The sequence below is a fragment of the Corallococcus sp. AB049A genome (assembly GCF_003668885.1).
In the GTDB taxonomy this organism is placed as follows: domain Bacteria; phylum Myxococcota; class Myxococcia; order Myxococcales; family Myxococcaceae; genus Corallococcus; species Corallococcus interemptor.
Genome location: NZ_RAWL01000688.1, coordinates 1 through 2,596, shown reverse-complemented (window position 1 = coordinate 2,596; position 2,596 = coordinate 1). Strand labels below are relative to the sequence as shown.

General features: G+C 72.0%; 1 protein-coding gene. It reads left to right on the top strand.

The features are described 5' to 3' along the window. A partial coding sequence (locus tag D7X55_RS38275; RefSeq protein WP_121725617.1) for an acyltransferase domain-containing protein occupies window positions 1–2,596 on the top strand: 2,596 nt, incomplete at both ends.

Here is a 2,596-nt window from a genome sequence, read left to right as displayed (position 1 = left end):
TGAAGGCCGCGCTGTCGCTGCACCACGGGGAGATTCCTCCCAGCCTCCACTTCGAGCGGCCCAACCCGCAGATCGACTTCGACGCGGGGCCGTTCTTCGTCAACACCACCTTGCGGTCGTGGCCTCGGAGCGAGACGCCTCGCTTCGCCGCGGTCAGCTCCTTCGGCATTGGTGGCACCAATGCCCACGCCATCCTCGAGGAAGCCCCCATGCGGCAGAGTGGTTCCACCACGCGGTCCCACCAGCTCGTCGTGCTGTCCGCGCGTTCGCCGGAGGCACTGGAGGCGGCGGCGCGGCAGCTCGACGCGCACGTGGCGGAGGGCGTGGATGCGCGGGCGCTGGCGGACCTGGCGTTCACGCACGCCGTGGGCCGCAGGATGTTCGAGTACCGCCACGCGGTGGTGGCGAAGGACGCGGAGGACCTGGCGCGGCAGCTGCGCAAGCCAGTGGCGACGGTGAAGACCGGGAAGCGCGCGCCGCGCGTGGCGTTCGTGTTCTCCGGCCAGGGCGCGCAGCGGGTCTCGATGGGACGCGAGCTGGCGGAGGCATCGCCCCGGTTCCGCGAGCATCTGGACGCGTGCCTCGCGTTGCTGGACGCGCCGCTGCGGGAACGGGTGTCGGCCCTGCTGTCGCCTTCGGCGGGTTCGGAAGACGAGGCCCAGGCAAGTCTCGCGGACACACGCGTGGCGCTGCCCGCGCTGTTCAGCGTGCAGGTGTCGCTGGCGCGGCTGTGGACGGACCTGGGCGTCACGCCGTACGCGGTGATGGGCCACAGCTTCGGCGAGTACGCGGCGGCGTGCGTCGCGGGCGCGCTGTCGCTGGAGGACGCGATGCGCCTCACGGTGGCGCGCGGGGAGCTGATGCGCCGCATGCCGCCGGGCGCGATGCTCGCGGTGGCGCTGCCCGTGGAGCGCGTCCAGTCCCTGCTGTCCGGCCGCCTGGAATTGGCGGCAGTGAACGCGCCGGATCGCTGCGTGGTGTCCGGTCCGGTGGACGAAGTGGCGCGGCTGGAAGCGGAGCTGAAGGCCCAGAAGGCCGGAGCGGTGCGCATGCCCGCGCCGCACGCGTTCCACTCGGTGGACGTGGAGCCGGTGATGCAGGAGCTGGCGCGCGTGGTGGGCACGCTGCGCTGGCCGGAGCCCACGGTGCGCTACGTGTCCAGCCTCACGGGGACGGTGACGCAGCCGGGACAGCTCGCGGATCCGCGCTACTGGACGGAGCAGATGCGCAGGCCTGTGCACTTCACCCGCGCGGTGGGGACACTGCAGGAGGAAGGCTGCGCGGTGATGTTGGAGGTGGGCCCCGGTCAGGACGTGACGCCGCTGGTGCGCGCGAACCTGATGGCGGTGGAGCCCGGGGCGCCGCGAGTGCGTGGGCTCGCGTCGCTGCGCATGGGTGGGACGACGACGGAGCAGATGGGCTGGCTCCAGGCCGTGGGCGAGCTGTGGGCCGCCGGCGTGGCCGTGGACTGGAGCGCGTTCTACGCGCACGAGCAGCGCCTGCGGCTGCACCTGCCCACGTACGTCTTCCAGGAGAAGACCGTCTGGGTGGAGCCCAAGGCGCAGGCCCCTGCCCTCCCCACCACGAATACCGCCGAGGCCTCTCGTCCGGCGCCCACTGGCGCATTCGGAGGCACCAACGGGCAGTCGGGAGCCATGCAGCTTCGGGGGGCGGGCCGGGTAGCGACGATGACGCAGGACTCGACTTCCGAAGGACCTTCGCATGACGTGTTGGAGGCCGCAGTCCATGCGCCCTCACATGACGCGCTTGAGACCTCAGCCTCCGCGCCCTCGCGAACCGTCCGCGAGGACGCACCTCGCGGTGAGGTGGAGGAACGCGTGGCCGCGCTGTGGCGTGAGCGCCTGGGCCTGGAGTTCGTCGGCCGCAACGACGACTTCCTGGAGATCGGCGGCAACTCGCTGACGGCCGCGCAGCTCCTCAACCAGGTGCGCGACGCCTTCGGCGTGAACCTCCCGCTCGCCGCGCTCTTCGAAGCGCCCACCGTCGCGGGCATCGCGGAGCGCCTGGCCCCCCTGCTGCTTCAGGCGCCGCAAGCCTCCGTCTCCGTGGAGCTGCCCCTGGTGCCGCTCGCGCGCACCGGTGAGCTGCCCCTGTCCTTCGTGCAGGAGCGCGTCTGGCGCCTGGAGCAGCACCGGCCCGGCCTGTCCGCGTACAACATCCCGTTCGTCCTGCGCCTGGAAGGCGACGTGAACGCCGACGTCCTGGAGCGCGGCATCCAGGAGATCGTCCAGCGCCACGAAGCGCTGCGCACCACCTACGACGCCGTGGACGGCCGCCCCGTGCAGCGCTTCCACGCGCGGATGCACGTCCCGCTCACCCGCGTGGAACTCCGTGGCCCCATGGAGACCCGCGAACCCGAGGCCCTGCGCCTCGCCCGCGAGGACGCCGCGCAGCCGTTCGACCTGGTTCATGGCCCCGTGCTGCGCACCACGCTCGTGCGCGTGGACACGCAGGTGCACCTGCTCCTGGGCTGCATCCACCACATCGTCAGCGACACGCTGTCCATCGCCCTGTTCGTCCAGGAGCTGGGCCAGCTCTACGACGCCTTCCTCCAGGGGCGTCCCTCGCCCCTGCC